Origin of the sequence: Mesorhizobium sp. CC13 (genome assembly GCF_039907765.1) — a bacterium.
Taxonomy (GTDB): domain Bacteria; phylum Pseudomonadota; class Alphaproteobacteria; order Rhizobiales; family Rhizobiaceae; genus Aminobacter.
Map to the genome: position 1 here is coordinate 1 of NZ_JARDJI010000024.1, position 23198 is coordinate 23198.

20 protein-coding genes are annotated in these 23198 nt (G+C 66.9%); 10 read left to right on the plus strand and 10 right to left on the minus strand.

Annotation, left to right across the window (positions count from 1 at the left end):
• The 5 genes from PV773_RS22270 to PV773_RS22290 all read left to right on the plus strand — a co-directional run.
• Positions 1-3030: Ig-like domain-containing protein (locus PV773_RS22270; protein ID WP_347968470.1), on the plus strand; the 3030-nt coding region annotated here is incomplete at its 5' end.
• 198 nt (positions 3031-3228) lie between these two features.
• Positions 3229-3528 (plus strand): hypothetical protein, encoded by a 300-nt coding sequence (locus PV773_RS22275; protein WP_347968471.1) that lies wholly within the window; start codon positions 3229-3231, stop codon positions 3526-3528.
• Positions 3529-3616: 88 nt separating this feature from the next.
• Positions 3617-3991, plus strand: coding sequence for a hypothetical protein (locus PV773_RS22280; RefSeq protein WP_347968472.1), 375 nt, complete (start codon positions 3617-3619; stop codon positions 3989-3991).
• Between the two features lie 61 nt (positions 3992-4052).
• Positions 4053-4793 carry a transglycosylase SLT domain-containing protein gene (locus tag PV773_RS22285; protein WP_347968473.1) on the plus strand — a complete coding sequence of 247 codons (741 nt, stop codon included), beginning with the start codon at positions 4053-4055 and terminating at the stop codon, positions 4791-4793.
• Between the two features lie 111 nt (positions 4794-4904).
• A complete protein-coding gene (locus PV773_RS22290) occupies positions 4905-6080 on the plus strand; it encodes a penicillin-binding protein activator (RefSeq protein WP_347968474.1) in 1176 nt (391 codons plus the stop codon).
• An 83-nt stretch (positions 6081-6163) separates the two neighbouring features.
• Here the strand turns inward: PV773_RS22290 and PV773_RS22295 are convergent, their stop codons facing one another.
• Positions 6164-7417 carry a D-amino acid dehydrogenase gene (locus PV773_RS22295; protein WP_347968475.1) on the minus strand — a complete coding sequence of 418 codons (1254 nt, stop codon included), beginning with the start codon at positions 7415-7417 and terminating at the stop codon, positions 6164-6166.
• Between the two features lie 15 nt (positions 7418-7432).
• Positions 7433-8566 (minus strand): alanine racemase, encoded by a 1134-nt coding sequence (gene alr / locus PV773_RS22300; protein ID WP_347968476.1) that lies wholly within the window; start codon positions 8564-8566, stop codon positions 7433-7435.
• 132 nt (positions 8567-8698) lie between these two features.
• On the opposite strand from alr, the gene PV773_RS22305 reads away from it, so the two are divergent.
• A complete protein-coding gene (locus tag PV773_RS22305) occupies positions 8699-9163 on the plus strand; it encodes an Lrp/AsnC family transcriptional regulator (protein WP_347968477.1) in 465 nt (154 codons plus the stop codon).
• A gap of 42 nt (positions 9164-9205) precedes the next feature.
• Here PV773_RS22305 and PV773_RS22310 read toward each other — a convergent pair whose 3' ends face one another.
• From PV773_RS22310 to PV773_RS22320, 3 genes are all read right to left on the minus strand, one after another.
• Positions 9206-10639, minus strand: a complete 1434-nt coding sequence (locus tag PV773_RS22310; protein ID WP_347968478.1) for an NAD-dependent succinate-semialdehyde dehydrogenase — start codon at positions 10637-10639, stop codon at positions 9206-9208.
• 83 nt (positions 10640-10722) lie between these two features.
• A complete protein-coding gene (locus tag PV773_RS22315; protein ID WP_347968479.1) occupies positions 10723-11844 on the minus strand; it encodes an NAD(P)/FAD-dependent oxidoreductase in 1122 nt (373 codons plus the stop codon).
• 1 nt (position 11845) lies between these two features.
• Positions 11846-12526 carry a GntR family transcriptional regulator gene (locus tag PV773_RS22320; protein ID WP_347968480.1) on the minus strand — a complete coding sequence of 227 codons (681 nt, stop codon included), beginning with the start codon at positions 12524-12526 and terminating at the stop codon, positions 11846-11848.
• A gap of 189 nt (positions 12527-12715) precedes the next feature.
• Between PV773_RS22320 and PV773_RS22325 the strand changes: the two genes are divergently transcribed.
• Positions 12716-14086, plus strand: coding sequence for an aspartate aminotransferase family protein (locus tag PV773_RS22325; protein WP_347968481.1), 1371 nt, complete (start codon positions 12716-12718; stop codon positions 14084-14086).
• Positions 14087-14184: 98 nt separating this feature from the next.
• Here the strand turns inward: PV773_RS22325 and PV773_RS22330 are convergent, their stop codons facing one another.
• Entirely contained in the window at positions 14185-14937 is a 753-nt protein-coding gene (locus PV773_RS22330) for an SDR family oxidoreductase (protein ID WP_347968482.1), read from the minus strand.
• Positions 14938-15114: 177 nt separating this feature from the next.
• On the opposite strand from PV773_RS22330, the gene pcaD reads away from it, so the two are divergent.
• A complete protein-coding gene (gene pcaD, locus PV773_RS22335) occupies positions 15115-15912 on the plus strand; it encodes a 3-oxoadipate enol-lactonase (protein ID WP_347968483.1) in 798 nt (265 codons plus the stop codon).
• A 42-nt stretch (positions 15913-15954) separates the two neighbouring features.
• On the opposite strand, the gene PV773_RS22340 is transcribed toward pcaD, so the two are convergent.
• The 3 genes from PV773_RS22340 to PV773_RS22350 are packed head-to-tail and all read right to left on the minus strand — an operon-like array spanning position 15955 to position 21216.
• Positions 15955-19041: an efflux RND transporter permease subunit gene (locus PV773_RS22340; RefSeq protein ID WP_347968484.1), complete on the minus strand. Its 3087-nt coding sequence runs from the start codon at positions 19039-19041 to the stop codon at positions 15955-15957.
• Position 19042: 1 nt separating this feature from the next.
• Complete coding sequence (locus PV773_RS22345) at positions 19043-20113, minus strand: efflux RND transporter periplasmic adaptor subunit (RefSeq protein WP_347968485.1); 1071 nt, start codon at positions 20111-20113, stop codon at positions 19043-19045.
• The gene (locus tag PV773_RS22350; protein ID WP_347968486.1) at positions 20110-21216 is read right to left on the minus strand and encodes an efflux RND transporter periplasmic adaptor subunit; all 1107 of its coding nucleotides are present in this window, start codon (positions 21214-21216) and stop codon (positions 20110-20112) included. The genes PV773_RS22345 and PV773_RS22350 overlap by 4 nt, the downstream gene beginning before the upstream one ends.
• A 202-nt stretch (positions 21217-21418) precedes the next feature.
• Here PV773_RS22350 and PV773_RS22355 point away from each other — a divergent pair, with 202 nt between their 5' ends.
• Positions 21419-21667 (plus strand): DUF982 domain-containing protein, encoded by a 249-nt coding sequence (locus PV773_RS22355; RefSeq protein ID WP_347968487.1) that lies wholly within the window; start codon positions 21419-21421, stop codon positions 21665-21667.
• On the opposite strand, the gene PV773_RS22360 is transcribed toward PV773_RS22355, so the two are convergent.
• On the minus strand, positions 21662-22561 hold the full coding sequence (locus tag PV773_RS22360) for an EamA family transporter (RefSeq protein ID WP_347968488.1): 900 nt from the start codon (positions 22559-22561) through the stop codon (positions 21662-21664). The genes PV773_RS22355 and PV773_RS22360 overlap by 6 nt on opposite strands.
• A gap of 88 nt (positions 22562-22649) precedes the next feature.
• Here PV773_RS22360 and PV773_RS22365 point away from each other — a divergent pair, with 88 nt between their 5' ends.
• On the plus strand, positions 22650-23138 hold the full coding sequence (locus PV773_RS22365; protein ID WP_347968489.1) for a MarR family transcriptional regulator: 489 nt from the start codon (positions 22650-22652) through the stop codon (positions 23136-23138).
• The last annotated feature ends 60 nt before the right edge of the window (positions 23139-23198 follow it).

Here is a 23198-nt window from a genome sequence, read left to right on the forward strand (position 1 = left end):
GAGGACAACGACGTCATCACGGTGAACTTCAGCGCGACCGACGGCGACGATGGCGACGCCGTGCCCGGCTCGTTCACCGTCACCGTCAACGACGACGTGCCGGTTGCCCAGGACGATGCGTTCACGCAGTCGCCGGAAGATGCGGCCGTGACGGGCAACGTGCTCGTCGACAACGGCAGCGGCGCGGATGCGTTCGGCGCCGATGGACAGAATGCGCCCGCCGTGACGCTGGTAGACGGTTCGCTGGTGTCGAAGGACACCGGCGGCAATGCCCAGCCCGCTGGCACGCTGGTGCTGAACGCCAATGGCAGCTTCAGCTACACGCCGGTTGCGGGCGAGGAAGGGACGGTGACGTTCGACTACACGATCACCGACAAGGACGGCGACACCTCGGTTGCGACGGTGACGATCACGCTGGCGGCAGATTCTGTTCCCGAGATCAGCGTCGCGGCCGAGAACCTGAACACCGACGACGACGGCACGCTTGCGGGCGGCACCTCGACGGACAGCGGCGCGGTGACGATCGACTACGGCAACGACGGCGCCGGCTCGAGCTTTGCGCTGACGGGTGTGACGGGCGAACTGGTGACGCTCGACGGCGAGACGGTGGTGTTTGCCAGCGACGGTGCCGGCGGGCTGATCGGCACGGTCGACGGTGGCGCCACGGAAGTGATCCGCCTGACGGTGACGGCGACCGACAATGGCGACGGCACGTTCACCTATGGCTACACGGCCACCCAGAGCGAACCGGTCAAGCATGCGGACGCCACCAGCGAGGACAACGACGTCATCACGGTGAACTTCAGCGCGACCGACGGCGACGATGGCGACGCCGTGCCCGGCTCGTTCACGGTCACCGTCAACGACGACGTGCCGGTTGCCCAGGACGATACCAACAGCCTGAGCGAGGATGCGGCGAGCGTCGGCGGCAACGTGCTGAACAACGACGTGGCGGGCGCGGACGGCGGCAAGACGGTGACGACGCCGGGCAGCTATGAAGGCACCTACGGCACCCTGCAGCTGAACGCCAACGGCGGCTACACCTACACGCTGAAGACGGACGCAGCGACGCAAGCGGCGATCCAGGCACTGAGCCCCGGCCAGCAGCTCGGCGACAGCTTCGGCTACACGATGAAGGACGGCGACGGCGACACCGACGCTGCGACGCTGACGATCACCATCAACGGCGCCAGCGACGCGCCGGTGGTGACCGTGGGCGGCAGTGACTGCACCCCCGAAGATGTCGCCCTTTCGCCGACGTTCACCGCAACTCCCGTCGACGCGCTGTCGGCGGTCACCGAGATCAAGATATCCGGTCTCGCCAACTGGACAGTGCCGACCAATACCATTTCTCTCACCTCGGGCACTGTCGGCACGGTCGCATTCGCCGGCGGGGTCTTGACGATCCAGGTCGTCGGCGCCGCTGCAGGCACCGCAGTGACGGCGACCGTTCCGATGACGCCCCCGGCCAACAGCGACGTCGATGCCTCAATCCTGGTCAATGCGACGTCGACCTACGACGGCGTGGGCACCACGAGTGCCGACGTTGCGGCGACATTGTATGTCGACGCGGTCGCCGATGCCCCCACCGCGGTCGATATTACCGTCACCGACTCGGGCGACGCAGGTTCGTCGTTCAGCAACGGCGAGACCGGGACGGTGCACGTGCATGCGGTGTTCAGCGATCTCGACGGATCCGAGGCGCATACGCTGACGGTCCAACTCGCTCCGGGCTTCACCGCCGGATTGTCTGCCGCCGGCAATTTCACCCAAGGAAACGTCACCTACGCCTACACCTACAACTCGCTTACCGGTGTCGTTACCGTCACTGCGCCCTCGAGTGTGGCGACGGCCGATTTCAACATCACCGTGACCGCGCCGGCAAGCGGAACGCTCCCGTCGAACCTCAACTTCGACCTGACAGCCACGGCTACCGAGACCGCTCTGAGCGGCGGCGGCTGCGCGCCGGGGCACACCGACGATACGGCCAACAACGTCGCTACGGTGACGGACACCACCGGCATCCCGGCCACCCGCGTCCTCAACGGCTCGATGGTGACGAACACCAACAGCAGCGCCCAGACGATGATCCTGACCTTCGTCGATTCATCCGTGCCGCTCGACTCGTACTCCCAGGTGGTGCTCAGGAGTGCACAAGGCCAGCAAGGTGCTGTGTTGTCCGATGCGGGGTTCAACATCGATGCGTCGCACAGCTTCTATGTTGCAGCGGAAGAAGCCGCCAGCTCGCCCGGCAAGGTGATCATCACCAATTTCAATCTCGAGGGAGTGACGATTACACCGCCCAGCGGCAACATCCAGCTGGATTACGACACCAGCGGTAGCACCAATATGGGTATCACCGCCGTCATCAATCCGACCGGCCCGGCAAGTGTGGGGGGGACATATTCTACGGACGGCGGCACCAACGCAAACACGATCACGGATGCAAATACGGGGCTGCACTACACCTTCGGCAACGACGGTAACGACACGCTCAACGGCGGCGCTGGCCCTGACGTCCTGAATGGCGGTGACGGTGCGGACACGGTCCAAGGCGGCACTGGCAACGACATCCTCGTCTACGACCGGCTTGATCTGCAGCTTGACGGCGGTGCGGGTTGGGACATCCTCAGGATCGATGATGGCGCATTGTTCAACACGACGGCGCAAGGTGGCCCTGCCTCCGGATTTGCAAATGCAGTCGTCGACCTGACCGGGGAACCGATCGTCAACATCGAGGAGATCCTCATCACCGAGGAAGCAATCCCGCTCGACAACGTCGGAACCACGCTCAAGTTCACCGCACAGGACGTGGTCAACTTCACCGGCGATACGGGCAATGACCTGTATGTCGTCGGCTCAAGCGGAGACAAGGTCGATCTCAGCGCAGACACGGCGGTGTGGACCGACACCGGCACCACCACGACCTCGCCTGGCGGGCAGGTGTTCAACCTCTACACCGCGCAGGTCAACGGCGCGGTCGCCAACCTCTATGTCGACCATGACGTTACGGTTGTTGGAATTCCATGATGCGACGTGACTGACTTTTTCGCAGACGGCAATTGCGGGTTGTCCCGCAATTGCCGAACTGGCGTAAGTTGGTTAAGGCTTTGAAGAGAACAGGATGCCCCGTCTTCTGCAGACGAGAGCAGGATAGCAACGAAGGCGAACGGGATGGTCGACAGAGTCTCGGGCCCAACGGGCGAGCTTGGAACCGACGGCGCGGAAATGCCCGTCATCACGCCGGATTCGGAACAGGCCTTGCTTATCGACGCCCTCCCCATCCTCGCGCCATCTCCCGTGCCGGTGGTCGAGCTCGGCGAGATCCTCGGCGATTCGCTGTTCGGCGATGTCATCGAGATGGCGGATCTCATCCCGCATCTCTTGGGGCCGGAGCCGGGTGGGCACGAGCCTCCGGCCGACAGCGCACCTGCCGTCGTCGAGACGGGCGGGGAGGGCGTGGCGGCTTCCTTGCCTTTCGCCATTTTGTTCGAAGACGATGGCTCCTCGGGACACGGGGCCGTCTGAAAAGTGCATGCGCCCGGCTTGCCGGGCTGGAAATTCAACGGGTGACGGGCGGCATCGAGCCGATGCCGGACAGGAGAGGGAAGAAGAGATGGCTTTCAACTGGAAGAAGCGGTCGGCGCTCGCCGGCCTCGTCGTGTTTGCCTTTGCCGGTCCGGCCATGGCCGCAGACCCCATCGGCACGCCGGTAACCAACTATTGCCGCGTCGCCGGCCCGTCCAATCTGGCGCTCACCGAAGACATGGGGCAGCTCAAGACCGAGGTCGTGCGCATGATGGACGAGGCGGTGGTGGCGGCCAACAGCTCGGAGTGGGTCGATTCCTCGCGTCCGGTCTTCGTCTGGGCTTCGGAAGCCAAGGTCGCCTGCGGCAAGGCCTATGGCTACCTCAAGACCAGCTACCGCGACGAGGACTACCTCAACAAGTGCGAGTGCTTCTACGACCGCATGGTGGAATACATGAACTAGCCGCCCGGCGGGCGCAGCCTTGGCGCGCCCCAGGTGGCACGTTCCGGCGCGGCCTCGCGCGATGGCACTTCGCTCCATTCCGGCGGTTCTGGCCTGGTTGTCGGCCTCGGCGGCTGCCGCAGCCGCCGCCGCTCCCGAGCTGGTCCGGCCCGGAGCGGACGGATCGCCCCCGGCACATGTGGAGTGCCGTCCGCCTGATGCGGAATCGGGCAGGGAGGCGTTTCGCGTCCTTGCCGCCTGCGAGGCGGGCCTGAAGCGGCTGCCGGCCGAGCTGGCGCTGACGGTGATGGAGATCGAGAGCTTCTACGATCCCGAGGCCCGCGGCGGCGACGGTGAGGTCGGGCTGATGCAGGTGATGCCGGCCACCGCACGGCTCATGGGCTTTCGCGGCACCGACGAGCAACTGGCCGAGCCGCGCACCAACATAGCGTTCGGCGTGCGTTACCTCGCCGACGCCTTCCGGCTGGCGGAAGGCGATCTCTGCACCACCGTGATGAAATACCGCGCCGGCCATGCGGAAACGCGTTTCTCGGCCCTGTCGGTCCGCTACTGCCAGCGGGCGCGCGAGATCCTCAAGCGCGACGGCTACGCCGTCACGGGCACGGTGCCCGAAGCCACTTTCGGCTTTGCCGCGGTGGCCGGTCTCGGGCCGGTGACCGCGGCCGGTTCGGCGGCTCCCAAGGGGGTATGCGTGCGCCGAAACTTCGTGCCGGGGCCGCGCTACATGCGCTGCGCCGAGTACCGGCCCGCTGCCCAGGCGCGTCATATCCGCAGCCTGCGCGCGAAATTGTTCGGCAGCTAGCGCTGCCGTGCCGTTCTTGTGCCGCAGTCGTCGCGACAGTGACACCGAACCGATGAGTGAGGGGGAATGATGACGCAATCTGTCCGGCGCCTTCGGGGACGGGCGAGCCTGTTGGCTGCGCTCCTGGCCCTGCCGATCGGTCTCGCCGCCTGCCAGTCGGGAAGCGAAGGCGAGGGCGCGCTCGGCGCGATTGCAGCCGGCGGTACAGCCGAAGCCGCGTCGTCGGCACAGGTCGCTTCGGGGCCGGCCAAGGCTTCCGAGAGTCTCGGCAAGGGCCCGGTCAAGGTGGCGATGATCCTCCCGCTGTCGGCCGGCGGTGCCGCGGGCGACCGTGGCCGCAAGATCCGCGATGCGGCGGCGCTGGCCATGGCCGACCTGGGCAACGACCTCATCACGCTCAATGTCGAGGATACCGGCGGCGACGATGCCCGCGCCAGGACGCTGACGACGGGAGCGCTCGCCTCGGGAGCCAAGCTGGTGATCGGGCCGTCCGAGCCCGGCGCGGTGCGCCAGCTCGGCTCCGTCTCGGGCAGCAACCGGCCGCTCGTGCTGGCGCTTGCCGACAATTATGCCGGCGCGCCGGGCGTCTACTCCGTGCGCCTCAACGAGGCCGACAGCGCGGCCGCGGGCGCCGCGGCCATCGCCGCCAAGGGTGCGCGCAAATTCGTGCTGTTCATGGCCGAGGGCGAGGCCGGCAAGGCGACCGAGAAGCGCGTTGCCAACAGCCTTTCCATCTACGGTGCCTCGCTTGCGGTGGCGCTGCCGTTCGGGCCGGCGACCGGCGGTTCGGAAAAGGCCGTGGCCGACATGCAGGCGCTGGTCAGCGATCCGCAGGCGATCGTCGTCGCCGGCGGCAGTGCCAACCCGGCGCCGCTGGTGGCGGCGCTGCGCGCAAAGGGCATGCTCGGCAAGGACGTCAGCCTGGTGGGCTCGAACCGCTGGCTCGAGCACGGCATCGACGACCCGACGCTGCAGGGTGCCTACATCGCCACCCTCGACAGCGCCGAGATCGGACCGATCGCCGAGCGCTTCCGCAAGACCTACAACTATGAGCCCGACGTCAACGTTGCCTATGGCTACGACACCGTGGCGCTGGCCGCCGGCATTGCCAGCGCGCTCGGCCCCAAGGGCTTCACCAAGAAGGTGATCGAGAACCCCACCGGCTTCCGTGGTTCGACCGGCGTGTTCCGCTTCCGCGAGGACGGTGCGGGCGAGCGTGCCATGCCCTTCTTCCGCGTCGACAAGGGCAAGCTCAAGCTGGTCGAGAAGTCGACCTCGGGTTTTTAGCCGGCTTGCAGATGGAGGCCGGCATTGAAAAAGGCGCCGGAGCGGGGCTCCGGCGCCTTCGTCATGTGAGCTGCAGTGAGCTTTCAGGCGTAGCGCGACAGCGCGAGATCGGCCACGTCGATATCGGGGCGGGTGCCGCTGATCATGTCGGCCAGCACGCTGCCCGAGCCGCATGCCATGGTCCAGCCCAGCGTGCCGTGGCCGGTGTTGAGGTAGAAATTGTCGAACTTCGTGCGGCCGATCACCGGCGTGCCGTCCGGCGTCATTGGCCTCAGCCCGCTCCAGAAGCTGGCGCGGCTCTGGTCGGCGGCGCCGCCGAACAGATCCTCCACCGAGAACTGCAGCGTCGCCTTGCGCGATGGCGAAAGCTCGGTGTTGAACCCGGCGATCTCGGCCATGCCGCCGACGCGGATGCGGTCACCCAGGCGGGTGATGGCGATCTTGTAGGTGTCGTCCATGATGGTCGAAACCGGCGCCTTGCTTTCGTCGACGATCGGCACGGTGATCGAGTAACCCTTGACCGGATAGACCGGCACCTTGAGGCCGAGCGGCTTGACGAAGGCGGGCGTGAAGCTGCCGAGCGCGCCGACGAAGACGTCGGCCTCGATCTCGCCTTCCGACGTACGCACGGCGACGATGCGCTTGTCCTCCTGGCGCAGGCCCTCGAGCTTCACATTGTAGCGGAACTCGACCCCGAGCTGTTCGGCGAGCTTGGCCAGTTCGTTGGTGAACTTGAAGCAGTCGCCGGTCTCGTCATTGGGCAGGCGCAGGCCGCCGGCGATCTTCTCCCGCACCGGTGCCAGGCCCGGCTCGGCGGCGATGCAGCCGCTTGCGTCGAGCACCTCATAGGGCACGCCGTCGCTCTGCAGCACTTCGATATCCTTGGCCATGCCGTCGAGCTGCTTCTGGTAGCGGAACAGCTGCAGCGTGCCATGCGTGCGGTGGTCGTACTCGATGCCGGTGTCGTCGCGGAGCGCAATCAGGCGGTCGCGGCTGTATTCGGCGAGGCGCACCATGCGGCTCTTGTTGAGCGCGTAGCGGGCCGAGGTGCAGTTGCGCAGCATGGCCGTCACCCAGCGCCAGGTCGAGGCGTCGAGCATCGGCTGGATGATCAGCGGCGCATGCTTCATGAACACCCACTTGATCGCCTTCTGCGGAATGCCGGGCGCGGCCCAGGGCGAGGCATAGCCTGGCGAGATCTCGCCGGCATTGGCGAAGCTGGTCTCGAGCGCCGGCCCCGCCTGGCGGTCGAGCACGGTGACCTGATGGCCGGCCTTGGCCAGATAGTAGGCGGAGGTGACGCCGATGACGCCGGCGCCGAGAATGACTATGCGCATGGTTGCCCCTGTGGGTTAGCGCCCTGCCGGGCCGAGGTAGCGGCGGTCGTAGCGCCGTCCCAGGCTGGTCAGGATTTCGTAGGAGATGGTGCCGGCGTCCGCCGCGATCGCCTCGAGCGGCTGGTGCGGGCCGATCAATTCGACCATGCTGCCGAGCTTCAGCGTGCCGGGCTCGAGTGCGGTGACGTCGAGGATGATGCTGTCCATCGAGACCCGGCCGACGATCGGCAGCCGCACGTCGCCGACGTAAGCCGCGCCCGAATTGCTGAGATGGCGCGGCAGCCCGTCGGCATAGCCGGCGGCGATCGTGGCCAGCCGCATCTCGGACTGGGCGACGAAGCTCGCGCCATAGCCGATCTCGGCGCCGGTGGGCACGGTACGGGTCTGCACCACGCGCACCTCGAGCCGCACCACCGGTCGCATCGGGTTGTCCGGGCCTGCCAGCGGCGCGCCGCCATAGAGTGCGATGCCGGGGCGGGCGAGGTCGCCGCGAAAGTCATCGCCGAGGAAGATGCCGGCGGAATTTGCAAATGACAGCTTGGCGTCGGCAAAGCGCTCGCGCACGGCCTTCATGCGGCGGAGCTGTCGGGCATTGGCGGCGTGCGCCGGCTCGTCGCCGCAGGCGAGGTGGCTCATGACGATGTCGACATGGATGCCGGCGAGCCGGTCCGGCTCGGCGAGAAGCGCATCGACCTCGTCCGGCTCCAGCCCGAGCCGCGACATGCCGGTGTCGACCTGCAGTGCGGCGGGCAGCGTCGTGTGGCGCGACCGGGCGGTTGCCGACCAGTTCGCCACTTGTTCGAGCGAGTTCAGCACCGGCACGATGCCGAGGTCGGCGCAATCGCCCTCGCTGCCGGGCAACAACCCGTTCAGCACCAGGATGCGCGCGTCGCTGCGCAAATAGGGCTTGAGCCGCAGCGCTTCGACGAAATGCGCCACGAAGAAGTCGCGGCAGCCGGCGTCGTAGAGCACGGGGGCGACATGGGCGACGCCCAGGCCATAGGCATCCGCCTTGACCACTGCTGCTGCCTTGGCCGGTGCCGTTCGGCGGCAGAGCTGCTCGTAATTCGCCACCAGCGCCCCAAGGTCGATCGTCAGCATCCCGCAGGCCGCACGGCTTTCGATCTCGCTTTGGGCGCTCATGTGCATGTCCGGGAACTGTCCTCGCCTATGCCCCGGAGAATACCGCAACGATTGTCGAAAATCTTGCCAATCTTGTGCGCTTTATGCGAACTGGATGCGCATCGTCGAATTTTCGATGGGATTTTGAAAGGAACTGCAATGCCCTCGCTTGATGCCATCGACCGCGGCATCATCCGCGCCCTGCGGGCCAATGCGCGCGTCAGCAACGCCCGCCTGGCCGAGGAGGTGGGGCTGTCGCCGTCCGCCTGCCTGCGGCGGGTGCAGTTGCTGGAACAGGACGGCGTGATCCGCGGCTACACCGCGATTATCGGCAGCGGTGCCGTCGAGGAGGGTATCGCGGTGATGATCCAGATCACGCTGGAGCGGCAGACGGAGGACTATTTCAACCGCTTCGAACTCGCGGTGCGCCGCCATCCCGAGATCAAGGAGTGCTACCTGATGACTGGCGACGCCGATTATTTCCTGCGCGTCGAGGTCGAGAGCGCCGCCGATTTCGAGCGCGTGCACAAGGAGATCTTGTCGGCGCTGCCGGGGCTTGCCCGCATCCATTCGAGCTTTTCGATCCGCAACGTGCTGCAGTCGAAGCGGCCGAAGGCATCGTAGGGCGGATGGCCGGCGTCGCGGTCGACGCCGGCCGTTTCATGTTCAGGCGCCGGCCTGGGTCACGAACTTGGTGATCAGATAGGCTTCCAGCGCTTCCGTGCCGCCTTCCGAGCCGTAGCCGCTGTCCTTGATGCCGCCGAACGGCACCTCGGGCAAAGCGAGGCCGAGATGGTTGACGGTCAGCATGCCGGTCTCGATCTCGGCGCTGAGATCGGTGATCGTCTTGCTCGACTTGGCGAAGGCATAGGCCGCGAGCCCGTAGGGCAGGCGGTTGGCTTCGGCCACCACGTCGTCGAAGCTCTTGAACGGCATCACCAGGGCGACGGGTCCGAACGGCTCCTCGTTCATGATGCGCATGTCGGGGCGCAGGCCGGTCAGGACTGTTGGCTCGAAATAGGAGCCCTTGTTGCCGATGCGCTTGCCGCCGGTCTCGATCCTGGCACCATCGCTGACGGCCTCGTTGATCAGCTTCTCCACGGCTTCGAGGCGGCGTTCGTTGACCAGCGGGCCCATGCGGGTGCCCTCGGCCAGGCCGTCGCCGACCTTCACCGCCCTGGCGTGCTCGACGAACTTGCCGAGGAAGCGCTCATAGGCGCCTTCCTGGATCAGGAAGCGTGTCGGCGACACGCAGACCTGGCCGGCATTGCGGAACTTCGAGCCGGCGAGCGTCGCGGCCGCATGGTCGATGTCGGCGTCGTCGAACACCATCGCCGGCGCATGGCCGCCGAGCTCCATCGTCGCGCGCTTCATGTGCTGGCCGGCCAGTGCCGCGAGATGCTTGCCGACAGGCACCGAGCCGGTGAACGACACCTTGCGGATGATCGGATGCGGCACGAGGTAGCCGGAGATCTCGGGCGGGTTGCCATAGACGAGGTTCAGCACGCCGTCGGGCAGGCCGGCATCCTTGAAGACGTCGGCGAGGAAGGCGGGCGAGCCCGGGGTCTCTTCCGGCGGCTTGACGATGATGGAGCAGCCGGTGGCAAGGGCCGCGCCGATCTTGCGCACGGCCTGCGACACCGGGAAGTTCCACGGCGTGAACGCGGCGACGGGGCCGACCGGCTCCTTGATGACGAGTTGGGTGATTCCCGATGCGCGCGCCGGCACGACGCGGCCATAGGTGCGGCGGCCTTCCTCGGCGAACCAGTCGAAAAGGTCGGCCGAGGACAGCACTTCGATCTTCGCTTCGCCGACGGGCTTGCCCTGCTCGACGGAAAGTACCTCGGCGATCATGTCGGCGCGCTCGCGCATCAGGTCGGCGGCACGGCGCAGCACCTTGCTGCGCTCGTAGGCCGAGACCTTGCGCCAGGTCTTGAAGCCGCGGTCGGCGGCGGCCAGGGCGCGGTCTAGATCGCCCTTGCCGGCCGAGGCGACCCTGCCGATCACTTCATTGGTGGCGGGGTTGTAGACGTCGATGGTCTTGCCGCCTTCGGCGGCGGTCCATTTGCCGTCGATGAACAGTTTTACGTCCGGGTACATGGTCCGTCCTTGCTGCAGTGAGATATGGCGGGAGCGAAGTCCAGCGTCGCCGCCGGCCTAGAACGCGATTTGGCGCGGATGCGCTAGATATAGGTTGGACTAATCTTTTGGACCACAAGCTCGGCGATGGCCAGCGACGAGGTCAGCCCCGGGCTCTCGATGCCGAACAGGTTGACCAGGCCGGCGACGCCGTGGGACTCCGGCCCCTGGATGACGAAGTCGGCCGCCGGTTCGCCCGGGCCCGAGAGCTTCGGGCGGATGCCGCTGTAGGTCGGGCTCAGCTCGCCCTCAGCGAGGCCGGGCCAATATTTGCGGATTTCGCCGTAGAAATGGTCGGCGCGGCGCGGATCGACCGTGTAGTCCTTCTCCTCGATCCACTCGACATCGGGGCCGAAGCGCATGCCGCCATTGAGGTCGAGCGTGAGATGCACGCCGAGCCCGCCAGGCTCCGGCACCGGATAGATCAGCCGCGAGAAGGCGGGCTTGCCGGTGACCGAGAAATAGTTGCCGCGGGCATAGCGCAGCGGCGGCACGAATGTCGGGTCGAGCCCTTCGAGCGATGCGGCGAGCCGGTTGGCGCCGAGGCCGGCGGCATTGACGAAATGCCGGGCGGCGATCTCGAAGCCTGCGCCGCTCGAAGTATCCTTCGTCTGCAGCACGAAGCTGCCGCCGTCGATCCGCCCCGACACGATCTCGGTGTTGAGGCTGAGGAAGGCGCCGCCGTCTTCCGCTTCGCCGAGCAGCGAAAGCATCAGCGCATGGCTGTCGATGATGCCGGTCGAGGGCGAATGGACGGCGGCCGTACAGGTCAGCGACGGTTCCATCGCCATCGCCTCTGCCGCGCCCAGCATCACCAGGTCGTCGACGCCGTTTGCCCTAGCCTTGGCGATGATGCCCGCCAGCGTCTCCCGTTGCTCCGGCAGGGTCGCCACGATCAGCTTGCCGCAGCGCTTGTGCGGAATGCCGCGCTCGGCGGCATAGGCATAGAGCTTTTGGCGCCCGGCGACGCACAGTTCCGCCTTCAGGCTGCCTTCAGGATAATAGATGCCGGCGTGGATCACCTCGGAATTGCGCGAGCTGGTCTCCGTGCCGATGGCGTCGGCCGCCTCGACGATGATCGTCTCCATGCCGCGGCGGGCGAGTTCGCGGGCGACCGCAAGGCCGATGACGCCGGCGCCGGCAACGATGCAGTCGACGGTCTCCATCTCAGTCTGCGCCCGGCTTGAGGGCAGCCAACCGGTCGATGATGACCGAGCTTGCGCCCATGATGTCGTCGATGATGGCGCACTCGGCGCCGTCGGCGTCGCGCGCCTCGATCGCCGCCAGCAGTTCGTGGTGGTGGTCGATCATCGCGCGGCCGCCATGCTCGTAGGAGGCGGCGATCAGCGGCCCCATCTGCAGCCACAGCCGGCCGAGGATGCCGCGCAGCACGGCCATGTCGGCGATCTCGGCCAGCGCGAAATGGAAGGTCTGGTTGAGCTCCAAGGCTCCGCTCCAGTCCTGGATCGCGATTGCCTGTTCGTTCCTGTCGATCAATTCGCGCAGCCTGGCGATGTCCCTGGCCTCAGCCTTCAGCGCTGCTTCGCGGGCGGCGAGGCCTTCCAGCTTCACCCGGATCTGGCGGATCTCGAGATAGCGCTCCAGCGTCATGACGGGCACGCGCACCTCGCGCGCCGATTTCTGCACCAGCGCCTCGTCCTGGATCAGCCTGAGGATCGCGTCGCGCACCGGGGTCACGCTGGTTCCCAGCGACTGGGCAAGGTCGCGGATGGTCAACCGCGCGCCGGGAGCGAAGCGCCCCTTGGTCAGCGCCTCCGACAGCTGGCCGTAAACCACCCCGCCGAGATTGTCGTGCTCGACCGCCTGGAAGCCGAAATTCTCGTTCATCGCCCGCGCTCGAAAGCCGCTTCTGGCCCGCCGCTGCCGCGCCGCTGGCCCTTGACATTGGTCCACATGAAAAACATGATGCATCAAACAACAATTTGCGGATTTTGCAAGCGATCGACCGACAAGGCGACCGCAAAATCGACGACATCGTCGCCTCCGGCGACACCGCCCCCAACCGAGGAAATGACCATGGACAGCCAGCCCAATTCGCCCGAGGCGCGCGACAAGAAATTCCACATGCACGCCTACACCAACGCCCGCCGCCACCAGGAGGTCGGGCCGCTGATCATCGACAAGGGCGATGGCATCTATGTCGAAGACATCGCCGGCAAGCGCTACATCGAGGCGATGTCGGGCCTGTGGAGCGTCGGCGTCGGCTTCTCCGAGAAGCGTCTCGTCGATGCCGCGACCAGGCAGATGGCCAAGCTGCCCTTCTACCACAACTTCACCCACAAGGGTCATTCGCCGCTGGTCGATCTCGCCGAGAAGCTGGTCACCATGGCGCCGGTGCCGATGAGCAAGGCGTTCTTCACCAACTCCGGATCCGAGGCCAACGACACGGCCATGAAGATGATCTGGTTCCGCTCCAATGCGCTGGGCCAGCCTCAGCGCAAGAAGATCATTTCGCGCAAGCGTGCCTATCACGGCGTCACCATCGCCTCGGCCAGCCTCACCGGCCTGCCCAACAACCATTTGTCCTTCGACCTGCCGATCGCCAACGTGCTGCACACGTCGTCGCCGCATCATTGGCGCGAGGCACAGCCGGGCGAGACCGAGGAGCAGTTCTCGACCCGCCTCGCCGACGATCTCGAAAAGCTGATCCTGGCCGAGGGGCCCGAGACCATCGCCGCAATGTTCGGCGAGCCGGTCATGGGAGCGGGCGGCGTCGTCGTGCCGCCGGCCGGCTACTGGGAAAAGATCCAGGCGGTACTCAGGAAATACGACATCCTGCTGGTCGCCGACGAGGTCATCTGCGGCTTCGGCCGCACCGGCAACATGTTCGGCACCGAGACCTACGCCATGAAGCCCGACATCATGGTCATGTCCAAGCAGATCTCGTCGTCCTACCTGCCGATCTCGGCGATGCTGATCAACGACAAGGTGTTCGAGCCGCTGGCCGACGAAAGCAACCGCATCGGCACCTTCGGTCACGGCTTCACCGCCGGCGGCCATCCGGTGGCGGCGGCGGTGGCGCTCGAGAACATCGCGATCATCGAGGAGCGCAACCTCGTCGCCAACGCCCGCGAGGTCGGCGCCCACATGCAGAAGCGCCTGGCCAGGCTTGCCTCGCACGACCTCGTCGGCGAAGTGCGCGGCATCGCCCTCATCGGTGCCATGGAACTCGTCGCCGACAAGGCCACCAAGGCGCCATGGAATGCGGTGGGCGCGCTCGGCGGCCTTGTCAACGGCATCCTGCAGCAAAACGGCGTCATCTCCCGCAACATGGGCGACGCGCTCGCCTTCTGCCCGCCGCTGATCATCACCGAAAAGCAGGTCGACGAGCTTTTCGACATCGTCGAGAAGTCGCTCGACGAGGCGGCGAAGCAGGTCAAGGGCTGATCGCCGGTCACCACTCGATAAGCGAAAGCCCGCCGGATGGCGGGCTTTTTCGTTTTGGGCTCGCCCTTCCTTCTCCCGCAAGGGGAGAAGGAAAAGCCTCACACGTGCTGGCCGCCGTTGATGTGGATTTCGGCGCCGGTGACGTAGGAGGCCTGTCCCGAGCACAGGAAATAGATGATGTCGGCCACCTCGGAGGTGGCGCCCAGGCGCCGCATCGGAATCTGCTCGACGATCTTGTCGGTGCCCGGCGACAGGATCGCCGTGTCGATCTCGCCCGGCGCAATGGCGTTGACGCGGATGCCGTGCGGGCCGAAGTCGGCGGCCATTTCGCGCGTCAGCGCGCCGAGCGCCGCCTTCGACGTCGCATAGGCCGAGCCGGCGAAGGGGTGGACGCGGGTGCCGGCGATGGACGTCACGTTGACCACCGAGCCCTTGGCCGCCGCCAGTTCCTTGAACAGGCCGCGCGCCAGCATGATCGGCGCCAGGAAATTGACCTGGAAGACGTCGCGCCAGACATGCATCGGCGTGTCGATCGAGTTCATGCGTGCGCCGCCCTGCATCTTGGGCGAGATGCCGGCATTGTTGACCAGCGCGTGCAGCATCCCGCCTTCTTTTTCCAGCCGCTGGCGGATTTCCGAAACGGCACTGCCGACGTCGCCCTGGTCGGCGAGGTCGACCTGGATGTGGTCTTCCGGGCCGGCCGGCCACGGGCAGTCGTCCGAAAACGCCTGGCGCGAGCAAGTGATGACGCGCCAGCCCTCGCGCGAAAAACGCTTCACGGTCGCATGGCCGATGCCGCGGCTGGCTCCGGTCAAAACGATCGTCTTTCGCCCGTCGGTCTTCTCGGCCATTGCATCCTCATTTTCAAGCTTACAGCGTATGTAGCGGATGCATCTCGCCATTGCGAGGGGGCGCGGTGAATGGCGGCGTTCAGCCGCGCTCGGTTGCCGCGGCGCGTTCGACCGCACTATGCTCGCGGGCGACTTCCAAGGACCGGACCCCACGACAGCATCGCAAGGAGAAATCGAGTGCAATTCACCGACATCGGCGGCATCACCCTGCACCATCAGCTGATCGGCGGACCGGCGAACAAGCCGGTCCTGGTTTTCGCCAATTCGCTGGGCACCGATTTCCGCATCTGGCGCGATGTCGTCGTCCGCCTTGCCTGCGATTATCCCATCGTCACCTACGACAAGCGCGGCCACGGCCTCTCCGACGTCGGCGCGGCACCCTATGCGATGGACGACCATGTCGGCGATCTCGCCGGCCTGCTCGACCATCTCAACGTCAGGAAGGCCATCGTCGTCGGTCTCTCGGTCGGCGGGCTGATCGCGCAGGGGCTTTATGCCAAGCGGCCCGATCTGGTGCGGGCGCTGGTGCTGTGCGACACCGCCCACAAGATCGGCACCGACGAATCCTGGAACACCCGCATCGCCGCCGTCGAAAGGGACGGCATCGCCTCGATCGCCGATGGCGTGCTGAAGCTGTGGTTCACGCCCGAGTTCCACGAGCAGCGCAAGGCCGACCTCGTCGGCTACCGCAACATGCTGACGCGCCAGCCGCTGGCCGGCTACACCGGCACCTGTGCCGCCCTGCGCGATGCCGACTACACAGATGCGGCCCGCGCGATCGCGGTGCCGACGCTCTGCGTCGTCGGCGACCAGGACGGCTCGACGCCGCCGGCGCTGGTACGCTCGATGGCCGATCTCATCCCCGGCTCGCGCTTCAAGGTCATCGACGGCGCCGGCCACATCCCCTGCATCGAGAAGCCGGACGAGCTCACAGCCCTCATCAAGCGCTTCGCTGCCCAACTGCCGCCACAGTAAGCGGAATTCGGCGCCGGTGGAGGTCCCCCGCTCCGGCCGTTCCTATGCGGCCGGCGGCTCCATCGCGGCCACCACGAAACCCTCGCTTTTGCCCGGTGCCTTGATCCTGAACCAGGCGACATAGAGCGCCGGCAGGAACAGCAGCGTGATCGCCGTGCCGGCGATGATGCCGCCCATCATGGCATAGGCCATCGGCCCCCAGAACACCTCGCGCGCGATGGGGATCAGCGCCAGGCTCGCCGCCGCCGCCGTCAGCGCGATCGGGCGCATGCGGTGTTCCGTCGCCTCGATCACCGCATTCCAGGGATGGACGCCTTCATTGATCAGGTCCTCGATCTGCACGATCAGGATCACCGAATTGCGGATCAGGATGCCGATCAGCGCCAAGACGCCGAGCAGCGCCACGAAGCCTAGCGGCGCGCCGCTCGGCACCAGTGCCGCCACCACGCCGATCAGCCCGAGCGGCGCCACCGCCACGACCAGGAACAGCCGCTGGAAGCTCTGCAGCTGGATCATCAGCACCGTCGACATGATGAACAGCATCAGCGGCACAACGGCGATGATCGGCCCCTGGCTGTTGGCGCTTTCCTCCACCGTGCCGCCGGCCGCGACCGTGTATCCCGCCGGCAGCTCGGCTGAGAACCTGTCGACCGCCGGCTTGAGTTCGGCCACCACCGTGTCGGGCAGCGCCTTGCCCACCACGCCCGCCTTGACCGTGATGGTGGGCAGGCGGCTGCGCCGCCAGATCGTCGGCTGCTCGAGTTCGTAGCGGAAGTCGGCGACGGTCGCGAGCGGGATCGCCTCGCCGTTGCCGGTCGGGATCTGCAGGTTGCTCAGGGTCTCGATCGAGCCGCGCTCCTTTTCGCCCGCCCGCACCACGACGTTGATCAGATAGGTCGCGTCGCGCACCTGGGTGATGGTCACGCCGCCCACCACGCTGTTCATGGCGCTGGCGATGTCCCGCGAGGTGATGCCGAGCTGGCGCGCCTTGTCCTGCAGCACGTCGACCTTGAGCACGCGCGACGGCTCGTTCCAGTCGAAGCTCGGGGCCTGCAGCCTGGGATTGGCGGAGATGACGCTCGCCAGCTGCTGCGACAGGCCGCGCACGGTCTCGATGTCGGGGCCGCTGATGCGATATTGCACCGGCCGGCCCACCGGCGGTCCGAGCTCCAGCGTCTTGACGAAGGCGTCGGTGCCGACGAACTGCTCGCGCAGGATCTTCTCGATCGCTGCCTGCACCCTGTGCCGGGCTTCGATGTCCTTGGTCACGATGATGGTCTGGCCGAAATAGGGGCTGGCCGGCTGCACGTCGAACGCCAGCACGAAGCGCACGGCGCCCTGGCCGACATAGGAACTCCAGTGGTCGACATCCGCGTTGCCCTTGAGCGCGACCTCCTCGAAGCGCTCGATCTGGGCGCGGGTCTCGGCGATCGAGCTGTTCTGCGGCAGGTTCCAGTCGACGATCAGCTCCGAACGGTCCGACGGCGGGAAGAACTGCTGCTGGACGAGCCCGAGGCCAGCCACCGACAGGGCGAACAGCGCGACCGTCGCCAGGATGGTGATCCAGTACCGCCGCACCGCCAGGTTCAGGGTGCGCGAGAAGGCCGCCGAGAACCGGCTCGGCCTCGCGTCGTGCTTCCTCATCGTCGCCGGCAGCAGCGTCACGCCGAGCAGCGGCGCAAACAGCACCGCCACGATCCACGACAGCAGCAGCGACACGGCAATGACGACGAACAGCGTGTAGGTGTATTCGCCCGCCAGGCTGGTGTTGAGGCCGATGGGGATGAAGCCGGCCACCGTTACCAGCGTCCCCGTCAGCATGGGAAATGCCGTCGACGTATAGACGTAGGTCGCCGCCTTCCTGAGCGAATCTCCGATCTCCAGCCTGGCCACCATCATCTCGACCGCGATCATCGCGTCGTCGACCAGAAGCCCCAGCGCGATGATCAGGGCCCCGAGCGACACGCGCTGCAGCGAGATGCCGAGATAGGTCATGGCCAGGAAGGTGATCGCCAGCACCAGCGGGATCGACAGCGCCACGACCAGTCCGGCGCGCAGGCCGAGGCTGATGAAGGAGACGGCGAGCACGATCGCCACCGCCTCGAACAGCGCCCGGGTGAAACCCGAAACCGCCTCCTCGACGATCAGCGGCTGGTCGGCGACCAGGTTCACGCCGACGCCGATCGGCAGTTCCGCCGTAACCCGTTCCATCAGCCGTTCGAGTGCCGCCCCGAACTCCAGAAGGTTGGCGTTGGGCTTCATGCCGATGGCCAGCCCGATCGCGGGCTGCCCGTTGACGCGGAACAGCGCCGTCGGCGGATCGACATAGCCGCGGCTGATCGTTGCCACGTCGCTCAGGCGGAAGAAGCGGTCGTTGACCTTGAGGTTGATCGACCTCAGGCTCTCCTCCGAGGTGAACTGGCCGCCGACGCGCACCGCGATACGCTCCTCACCCGCCTGGATCACGCCGGAAGGCGAGATCGCGTTCTGCGCCTGAAGGCTGGCCACGATGGCGTGCTGGTCGAGCCCGAGGGCCGCGATCTGCCGGGTGGAGAATTCGAGATAGATGACCTCGTCCTGGGCACCGATCAGCTCGACCTTGCCGGCGTTGGGAATGGTCAGCACGCGGCTGCGCACCATCTCGACATAGTCGCGCAGCTGGCGCATCGTCAGCCCGTCGGCGGTGAAGCCGTAGATGTTGCCGAACACGTCGCCGAACCGGTCGTTGTAGAACGGCCCCTGCACGCCTTCCGGGAAGTAGGGCCTGAGGTCGTTGATCATGTTGCGCACCTGCACCCAGGTGGGCGCGACGTCGCGCGCCTTGGTCGTCGGCTTGAGGTTGACGAAGATGATGGTCTGGCCGGCGGTCGTGACGCTGCGCGAGAAGTCGAGGCTCTCGAGTTCCTCGAGCTTCTTTTCGATCCGGTCGGTCACCTGCCTGGTGGTCTCGTCGACCGAAGCGCCGGGCCAGTTGGCCTGGATCAGCATGGTCTTGATCGTGAAGGAGGGATCTTCCTCGCGGCCGAGGCTGAGATAGGCGAACACGCCGGCGACCATGAAGATCAGCATGAAGTACCAGACCAGCGAACGGTGACCCAGCGCCCAGTCGGAGAGATTGAAATCCTTCACCTCACGCCCCCTCCGGTATCCGCACCTTCTGGCCGTCGCTCAGGCTGTTGACGCCCGCAGTCACCACCCGCGTCCCCTCCGAAATCCCGCCGGCGATGAACTTGCCGGCATCTTTCGCCAGCACCTCGACCGCCTGCAGGCTGACCGTCGATGCCGCCGGATCGACGACCCAGACGTAGCTCTTGCCGTCCCTTTCGAGCAGCGCCGACAGCGGCAGGTCGATGCTCTCGTCGGCCTTCGCCAGCATCGTCGCCGTCACCGTCGATCCGAGATGGAAGGCGGTCGGGGGAGCGTTGAGCGCCAGCCGGACGCGCCGCGTGCGGGTCGAGGCGTCGGCCTGCGGCGCGATCTCGCGGATCCGTGCGGCCGTGCGCAGCGACGGCACCGATTGCAGCGACACCTCGAAGGCTTCGCCCTGCTTCAGCGCCGCCGCCATCTGGTCGGGAATGTCCACCACGGCCTCGCGCTTGTCGGAGCGGGCCACCGTCACCACCATCTGCCCCGGCGATACCGTCTGGCCGACTTCCGCGCCGACGGCGGTCACCACGCCGTCGAAGTCGGAGAACAGCCGGGCATAGCCGAGCTGCTCCTGCGCCTTGGCCAGCGCCGCGCGGGCGCGTTCGACATTGGCTGCGGCGGAATCGAGCGCCTGCCTGGCCGAATCGTAGACCGCCTGCGAGGTGTTGGCTTCGGCCAGAAGCGTCCGCTGGCGCTCCTCGCTGGCCGAGGCGTTGGCGAATTGCGCCTCGGCGGAGGAGAGGTCGGCGCGCGCCGATTGCGCCGCCAGCTCGAGCGACAAGGGATCGATCGCGGCCAGCGTCGTGCCCTTCTTCACGGTGTCGCCGACGCCCACGTCGCGCGCCACCAGCTGTCCGAGCACGCGAAAGGCCAGCTCGGCGGAGAATTCCGGCTGGATCGTCCCGACGAAGCCCTGCGCGCCGTGGGCGTGCGGTTCGGCCAGCTGCGACAGCACCGGCCGGACGATCTCTTCGGCCGGTTCGTTGGTGCTCTCGCTGCAGGCCGCCAGCGCCAATGCGCCGGCCAGCCCGATGCACGTCGCAACGACCCTCATCGTGCCACCTCCACCACCTGGCCGGGGCTCAGCAACTGCCCGCCCCGGGCGACCACCTGTTGGCCGGGCTCCAGCCCCTTCGTCACCACGGCTATGCCGGAGGCGAAGGCCGCCACTTCCACCGGAACCAGGGTCACCGCCCGGCTGGCCGGGTCGACCGTCCATACCGCCGGCCTGCCGGCGTCCGACATCAGCGACTGCCACGGCAGGACGATCGCCTCTTGCGCCTTGGCGGTGATCGTGCCGGTGACAGCGGCACCGAGCGGCATGCCGGCTGGCGTGTCCGGGACCGCCACCTTGACGCGGATCGAACCGGAGGTCGGATCGACCGCCGGCGACACTTCGCGCACCTCGCCGGTGGCTTCGATGCCGGGGTCGGAGACGAGGGCGATCTTCACCACCGGCGCGACCGGCGTCCGGGCGATCATCGCCTCGTCGACGTTGAACACGGCGTCGCGGTCGCCGTCCTCGGCGATGGTAAACGCGGTCTGCGTCGCCTGCACCACCTGGCCGACCTCGACCATGCGCGCCGTCACCAACCCGGCAGCACTCGCCTTGAGCTCGGTATAGGTCAGCCGGTCCCTGGCATTGTCGAGCTGGCTCCGGGCCTGGTCGACGCCACCCTGGGCAACCCGCATCGATTGCTCGGCGAGGTCGAATTCGCGCCGGGTCGTGAAGCCCTGGGCCAGAAGCGTCTTCTGTCGCTCGAAGGCGGCCGACGCCTGCCGGAACTGCGCGTCGGCCGCGTCCAGGCTGGCCTGCGCCGCGCGCACGTCCGACTGCTGCTCTTGGGGGTCGATCCGCGCCAGCACCTGCCCCTTTTCGACGCGCTGGCCGACATCGGCCGTGCGCTCGCCGATCCGGCCGCCCACCTGGAACGACAGCTTGTTCAGCGTGCGCGCGGCGATCTCGCCAGTCAGCGTCGCCGTCGGCGCATAGTCGGAGAACTGCACTTCGACGGCGCTGACCATGACAGGCTGGCGCGGCGCTTCTGCGTCGGGCTGGCAGGCAGCCATGGGCAGCAGCAGGCCGAGCGCCAGTATGCGAAGGAGGTGTGCGCCTGCGGCGGCTGCGCCACGCTTGGTCGGGTGTGCTCGAGCCATGGCCGTGTCCCCCCAAAATCGCCTTGCTCCACGCTACGCTGGCAATGGACGATCGGCAACAAAGTACCGCCATTCTTGCCTGGCTGGCGGGGCAGGGATAGCATCGGCGCGCCGCGTGGGGGCTGCTGCGGCGCGTTCGGATCGGGCTGGGAACCTGAACGATTTCCGCGCGTTGTGGGTCGCGTTCATCCTGGAGGCAGCCATGGACCGCATGCTGTTCGACCACTCCGTCATGGTCCTGATCGGGCCGGAAAGCACCCGGCGCGAGGTCACCACAGTCAAGGGCGCCTATGAGGCGCTGGTCGACTGGCCGCATACCAAGCGGGCCGGCCCGCTCTATCGCGAGGCGGTCGAGGTGGTCTCGGCGGCTTTGGCGGGCACCCGTACGCGCGAGGCTGCGCGGCGAGCTTTCGTCGCCGCTGCGGAAGAGATCGGCATCCTGGTTTCATGACCGGCTGATGGAGCCGGCGGGCAGGGCGGGTCCTGCGGCCGGTACGGCCTGCCGCTGGGCGCGCTGGCTGAGCCAGACGCTGGCGAGCACCACGGCCATGCCGAGGATCTGTGCCGCGCTCAGCGACTGGCCGAGCACCGACCAGCCGAGGATGACGGCCGTCATCGGACTGAGAAAGCCGAGTGGCGACACGACAGAAGGCTCCAGCCTGGCGATGCCGCGGAACCAGACGATGTAGGTGAGCGCTGCCCCGATCAGGCCGAGCCAGGCGAGGCCGAGCACGTTGGCCATTGTCAGGGAGGGCAGCGCCGGCTCCTGCAGCAGCGCGACCGGCAGCAAAAGCAGTCCACCGGCGGTGAGCTGCCAGGCCGTGAAGGTCAGTGGCGAAACCGGCGGCTGCCAGCGGCGGCTGAGCACGGTGCCGGCCGCCATCGAAACCGCGCCGCCGAGGCCCGCCGCGATGCCGATCGGGTCGAGCGCCGCATTCGGCGTCAGGATCAGCAATGCCACGCCGCCCATGCCGGCAATCGCCGCGACGATCGAAAGCGGCCTGATCGTGGTGCCGAGCAGGGCGCGGGAGAGCAGGATGACGATCAGCGGCTGGATCGCCCCGACGGTCGCAGCCACGCCGCCCGGCAGCCGGTAGGCCGAGATGAACAGCAGCCACCAGAACACCGAGAAGTTCAGCGCGCCGAGCAGGAGCACCCGCGCCCACCAGATGCCCTGCGGCAGCTTGCGGACGAGGACCAGCAGCAGCAGGCCCGCGGGTAGGGCGCGCAGCATCGCCACCGTCAGCGGATAGCCGGCAGGCAGGAACTCGGTCGTCACCAGATAGGTGCTGCCCCAGATGGCGGGGGCGAGGGCGGTCAGGAGAAGGTCGGTGTTGCGGGACATGGCGAAACTCTCTTCATGTCAAATATCTTGATATCAAGATAATGCCATTTCTCTTGACGTCAAGATATTATTTGGAGAGGGTTGCGGCATGGATCGCGTCGACGACATTCTCGCCCAGTGGAACCGCGAACGGCCCGACCTCGACGTCGCGCCGATGGGGCTGATCGGCCGCATCTCGCGGCTCGCCCAGCATCTCGGGCGCGAGATGGAAAAGACCTTCGCGCGGCACGGGCTGAACTATGCGAGCTTCGACGTGCTGGCGACGCTGCGCCGCTCCGGCGCGCCCTATGCGCTGTCGCCGGGTGACCTTTCCGCCACGATGATGATCACCTCGGGCACCATGACCAACCGCGTCGACCAGTTGGAGAAGGCCGGTCTGGTCGAGCGCCGGCTCAACCCCGACGACCGCCGCAGCTTCATCGTCTCCTTGACCGACAAGGGCTTCGCCACCATCGACGCGGCCGTCACCGACCATGTCGCGACGCAGACGCGCGTCGTCGAGATGCTGACGCCTGATGAGAGGGCCGTGCTGAATGCGTTGCTCAGCAAGTTTCTGGTCGGCTTCGAGAGCGAGTGAAGCTGGCGGGCGAAGCGTGGCGCGGCCGCTCAACCACTGCTGAGGTTATCGAAGGGCAGG